Consider the following 5,367-nt stretch of genomic DNA (forward strand, 5'->3'; position numbering starts at 1 on the left):
GGCGTCGCCGGTCTCGGCGATGGCATCGAGGAGTGGCCGCGTGTACAGCCGCGTGGGCTCCAGCAGCACGTCGCCCCACGTGGCGTCTTCGAAGTCGGCGGCGCGGTCGCCGTACTGCAGGCCCGCTCCGGAGACGATGTGCCGCACGAGGCTGTATCCGTTGGAGTGCAGGCCGCTCGAGGCGAGCGCGAGCACGACGTCGCCGGCGCGCACGCGCTCTGCGCCGAGCACCGCATCCGCTTCGACGACGCCGGTGGCCGCTCCCGCGACGTCGTAGTCGGCCGGACCGAGCAGCCCCGGGTGCTCGGCGGTCTCGCCGCCGACCAGGGCGGTGCCGGTCTCGGAGCAGCCGTGCGCGATGCCCGCGACGATGTCGGCGATGCGCTCGGGCACGACCTTGCCGCACGCGATGTAGTCGGTCATGAAGAGCGGTTTCGCGCCCACCACGACGATGTCGTCGACCACCATGCCGACGAGGTCGATGCCGATCGTGTCGTGCTTGTCGATCGCCTGCGCGATCGCGACCTTCGTGCCGACGCCGTCGGTGCTCGTCGCCAGCAGCGGGCGATGGTACTCGCGGATCGCGGAGGCGTCGAACAGCCCCGCGAATCCGCCGACGCCGCCGAGCACCTCGGGACCGTGGGTGCGTCGGACGGCGGACTTCATCAGCTCTACCGCGAGGTCACCGGCTGCGGTGTCGACACCGGCTTGGGCGTAGGGGTTCGCGGCGGCTTCGCTCGAGGGAGAGGCCACGGGGACAGCCTACCCCGATGCCGGCGACCCGCCCGGCCCTACAATGGCCGCATGAACGCCGGGGGGCCGGACTGGAGGGTTCGCGAAGACGCGAGCCGGCCGGTGCTGCTCGCGCTCTACCTGCGCCAGGCGCTGGGCATCCGCTCGCCCGATGAGCTCCCGGCGCTACGGGGCGTGCCGAGCGTCGTTCCGCCGATGCCGGACGAGCGCCATCTGCGCCTCGAACGCGAGTGGCGGGAGTACTGGGCGATGACGGTCGAGCCGCAGGCGCATCCCTCGACCGTTCCGCTGGATCTCGTCGAGGACTTCGAGACGCTGCTGGCGCTGCCGGTCGAAGGCAGCGACGTGCTGCGACGCGCGGTGGCCCCGCACGCGGAGGCGGCGCTGGCGTATTCGCAGTCCGCGGCCGAGCGATACCGCCATGCGTCGGCCAGCGGCACCCACTCCGCCTATCGCGCCTACGCCAGCGCGATCGCCGAGCACGAGAGACAGGTGGGGCGGCGCGCGCATTCCTTCGAACTGAACGTGCAGGTGCTCCCGCTCACGCAGCGCGGAGTGTGGTGGATCGGATCGCTCACGATCGCGGTGACCGATGGGCTGCGAGGAGACGTCGCCGCATTCGACGCGGCCATCCATCCGATCATCGCCGAGCTGGCCTGAACCGGTCCGCCCCTCAGGTCACCGCCGATCGGGATCGATCTCGTCGGCGTCGCGGACCCACTGCGGGATCTCATCCGTCATCGGCGAGACGAGGTCGTCGGTCAGCGTCGTGGCGTGCTCGGCCACGCCCGAACGGCCGCGGGGGGAGGTGAATCGGTCGAGCACGATGACGACCAGGCCCGCCAGGAGGAGACCGGCGCCGATCGAGAGGATCGCCATGACCCCGAAGACGCGCATGACACCGGACAGGCCCGTGGACATCGGGCCGTCGGGGTCGGCCGCCGACGTCATGGTCAGAACGACGGCGACGAGGAACCCTGCGACCAGGCCCGTTCCCATGATCCGGCCGACTCTCGGGGCTCGCCGGACCCGCACCGAATCCCACTCCTCATGGACGACGTGTTCGTGTCCGTCGTCTTCGGGGGTGAGGCCGAGCCTCGCGCGGCTCATGCCCCCATTCTCGCCCCGCGCCGACGCGGGGACAATGCCCTATTCGTCGTCGTGGTCGACCGTGTGGTCGACGCGCACCGATCGGGTGCGGCGTCCGACCGTGCGGTCCAGGACGAGCGCGAGGCCTCCCGTCACGGCGAGACCGACGGGAATGCAGATCAGCAGGAGGAAGCCGAAGACCTGCCCCTGGTCGTAGACGAGCCCGGTGTTCGGGCTCTCGTCGAACGTTCCGCTGAAGGAGAAGGTGAGGATCATCGCGGCGAGGATGCCGAGGGCCGCGCCGAGGGCCAGGAACACGCCGTACTTGGGCGCGCGGCGCACGGTGAGCTTCTCGTCCATGCCTCCATCATCCCACTCGAGGCTGTGCCCCTCCCCAACGACGAGGATCCCTCCGCCGAGTGCGGACACCCGACGGAGGGATGTGTCACGGCGCGCCGCGGAACCCGGGGCGACGCGCCGTGAGTCTCATCGCGCCGATGCGGCCGTGCGGCGGCGGGCGACCACCAGAGCGGCGCCGGCGATCAGCATTCCGAGGGCCGCCCACGCGAGACCGCCCTGCTGCTCGCCGCCCGTGGCAGCGAGGCTTCCATCGGTGGTCGAGTCGCACTCGACCTCCGCCCCCAGCGGGAAGGCGAACGACACCGGGTCGAGCGCTGTGCCCGCCTCGTAGAAGCCGGCGAAGGCCTCTGCGCCGGCGGCCGTGAGGGTGGCGGCGGCGCCCGTCCAGCTGACCTGCGACCCGGACTCCGCCGCCGCCGGCAACGACAGCGACGCGAAGACCACGCCGGAGGCGTTCACGTCAGGGCTGCCGTTGTAGCCCGCCGACTGCACGTCGACGATCAGCGACGCGGAGGTTGCACTGTGCACCTGGATGCGCGGGCCGGAGATCGTGAGGTCCAGAAGTCCGTCGTGGCCGGTGAAGGTGGCCGATCCGCCGTACGAGACGAGTCCGCGGTCGGTCTCGGTGCTGTAGGCGCCCGATCCCGCTCCCCACCCGATCGAGTACGAACCGTTCGCGATCGGACCGTCGATGTAGGACCGGAAGCTCTCCTTCACGCTCCACTGCAGGGTCGCTCCGGAGACGGCGCTCGCCACGCAGGCGTCGGCGGTGTCGACGGCGACCGGCTCGGCGTCGACCGTCGGCAGCTGGGCGGCCGACTCGACCACGAAGGGAGCCGAGACGATCACCTCTCCCGCCGCGGACAGTTCGATGCGGTGCTCGCCGACCGGAAAGTCCGCAGGCACGGTCCACGCGAACGAGGCACGACCGGAGTCGGTCACCGTCTGCGACCCGATCACGACCGGGTCGGAGAACGCGGTCGCGGTGACCGTGGTCCCGGCCTCCAGCCCGCCCGCCGTGATGGTCAGCTCTTCGCCCTGGCGGACGGTCGAGCCGCCCTGGAAGGCGATGTACGGCTCCGTCGGCTCGGCGACAGTCACGGCCGCGAAGGCATCCATCGACCGGTCGGTCTGCGAGAGCCCGTGCGCCGCGCTCGTCGCCACCTGGTAGTCCACCCCGGTCTCCAACGAGCCCGCAGGAACGGTCACCGTCGTCGTGAAGGCACCGTCGACGATCTGAGCGGGCATGACCCATCCCTGGGTGATCCACCCATCGCTCGGCAGCGGCGTCTCGCCTGACCACACGGCAGTCTCACCGAAGAGCACGTAGACGCCGTTGACAGCGCCCGCACCCTCGTACCCCTCGCCACTCACCGTGAGAATGTTCTCGACGGCCGGGTCGAGATCGGCATCCGGAGTGACCGTCAGCGTCGGGCCGACCGGCTCCGGCTCGGGCTCGGCGAACGCGATGTCGACGGCGAGCTCGTTCACCGCCTGAACGACACCACCGGCACCGACCGTGAAGACCGCCAGGCGCCCACCCGGGATCTCCTCCGCCGCGAGAGCCTCCTGATCGATCGTGACCTCCCACACGAAGTCGGCGGTGCCGTCTCCGTTGTCAGTCCACTTCACATACGGCGCTACCTCGTTGGCACCCTGCACCCACACCGAGTACGCGTTCGAACGGTCGGACGAAGCCGCACCCTCCGACGGACGCCACGTGTCCGCGAGCCAGCCGACCTGCGCATACACACCCGCGGGCTGACCAGCCGAAGGTCCGTAGATCGCCAGCGCCTCCGTGCTGTACCCCTCACCCGTGACGGTGATCGTCGCACCCTCAGGATCCAGACCCGTCGTCTCCGACACACTCAGCGTCGGCACAACCGGCTCCGGCTCAGGGGTCGGAGAGGTCGTCGGAGTGGGCTCCGGCGTCGGGTCGACGGTCGGCTCCGGCTCGGGCTCCGTCGTCGGCTCGGGTTCGGGATCCACGGTCGGCTCCGGCTCCGGCGCCGCGGCGTACGCGACGGGCGTCGTCGACGCCTGCGTCGGGTCGTCGACACCGTGCGCCGCGCGCGTGACGATCGCGTACGAAACGCCTTCGGCGTACGCGGGAACGGACACCTCGACGGCGAAGGAGCCGTCGGCGTTCATCGGAGCCGTGGCACCCACGCCGGGGATCTCTCCCACGGTGTTCGTGTCGTCGATCCACACGGTGTAGGTGTCTTCAGCCGCACCGACGACACGCAGTCCCACGTAGATGCCGAACCCCGACGGATCGAAGCCTGAGCCGCTCACCGTGACCGTGCCTCCCTCTCGGGGAGCTTCGGGGACGGTGACGCCGACCGCGGCGTGCGCGGGAAGGGCGACGCCGACGATGGAGGCGGAGGCGATGAGGGCGGCGATGAGAACGCTCGCCAGAGCGCGCCAACGTGCGCGCACAGCAATATCCACGGGTACTCCTCGGGAAGGACGGGAACGAGAATGCGCTCCGTTGCGCGTCAAAGTTTGAGGTTAGGCAAACCTTGCTGAGGTTAACCTAACCTATTCTCAGCAGCTTGTCAGCCGACCGTTCGGCGCGGCAGGATGAGCGGCCGCCCCGTATCGGGGTCGGCCGCCACGCGCACCGGCGTGCCGTAGATCTCCTCGACCCGATCCTGCGTCAGCACCGTCTGCGGAGATCCGTGCGCCGCCACCGTTCCACGGTCGACCATCGCAACGTCGTCCGCGTAGGCGGCCGCGAGGGAGAGATCGTGCAGCACGACCACGACGGCACGGCCATCCCGGGCGATATCCCGCGCGGTGCCGAGCACGTCCTCCTGATGCCTCAGATCCAGAGCGGCGGTGGGCTCGTCGAGCATCACCACGGCCGTGTCCTGCGCAAGCACGCGTGCCAGCGAGACGCGAGCTCGTTCGCCCCCGGACAGCGAGGGCACTTCGCGGTCGAGCAGATGGCCGACGTCAGCACGATGGATCGCCCGGCTCATCACGTCGACGTCGAGGTCGGCGCGAACCGTGCCGATCCAGGGAGAGCGGCCCATCTCGATCACCTCGCGGGCCGTGAACGCGAAGGCCACCTGATTCTCCTGCGGCAGAACCGCACGCCGGCGGGAGAGCTCGCGCGGAGACAGGGCGCGCATCGGCGCGCCATCCATCAGCACCTCGCCA

6 protein-coding genes are annotated in these 5,367 nt (G+C 70.4%); 1 reads left to right on the top strand and 5 read right to left on the bottom strand.

Going from position 1 to position 5,367, the window contains the following annotated elements; all coding sequences use genetic code 11:
* Positions 1-753: phosphoribosylformylglycinamidine cyclo-ligase (gene purM / locus B4E30_RS08270; protein ID WP_286794655.1), on the bottom strand; the 753-nt coding region annotated here is incomplete at its 3' end.
* A gap of 51 nt (positions 754-804) precedes the next feature.
* Between purM and B4E30_RS08275 the strand changes: the two genes are divergently transcribed.
* On the top strand, positions 805-1,413 hold the full coding sequence (locus B4E30_RS08275) for a zinc-binding alcohol dehydrogenase (RefSeq protein ID WP_286794657.1): 609 nt from the start codon (positions 805-807) through the stop codon (positions 1,411-1,413).
* 18 nt (positions 1,414-1,431) lie between these two features.
* Here the strand turns inward: B4E30_RS08275 and B4E30_RS08280 are convergent, their stop codons facing one another.
* The 4 genes from B4E30_RS08280 to B4E30_RS08295 form a co-directional block, all read right to left on the bottom strand.
* The gene (locus B4E30_RS08280; RefSeq protein ID WP_286794659.1) at positions 1,432-1,863 is read right to left on the bottom strand and encodes a hypothetical protein; all 432 of its coding nucleotides are present in this window, start codon (positions 1,861-1,863) and stop codon (positions 1,432-1,434) included.
* Positions 1,864-1,902: 39 nt separating this feature from the next.
* Positions 1,903-2,202, bottom strand: coding sequence for a potassium transporter Trk (locus tag B4E30_RS08285; RefSeq protein ID WP_286794661.1), 300 nt, complete (start codon positions 2,200-2,202; stop codon positions 1,903-1,905).
* Positions 2,203-2,328: 126 nt separating this feature from the next.
* Complete coding sequence (locus B4E30_RS08290; RefSeq protein ID WP_286794662.1) at positions 2,329-4,653, bottom strand: HtaA domain-containing protein; 2,325 nt, start codon at positions 4,651-4,653, stop codon at positions 2,329-2,331.
* Between the two features lie 107 nt (positions 4,654-4,760).
* Positions 4,761-5,367: ATP-binding cassette domain-containing protein (locus B4E30_RS08295; protein WP_286794664.1), on the bottom strand; the 607-nt coding region annotated here is incomplete at its 5' end.

The organism is Microbacterium sp. UBA3394 (assembly GCF_002358725.1).
GTDB classification, from domain to species: domain Bacteria; phylum Actinomycetota; class Actinomycetes; order Actinomycetales; family Microbacteriaceae; genus Microbacterium; species Microbacterium luteum.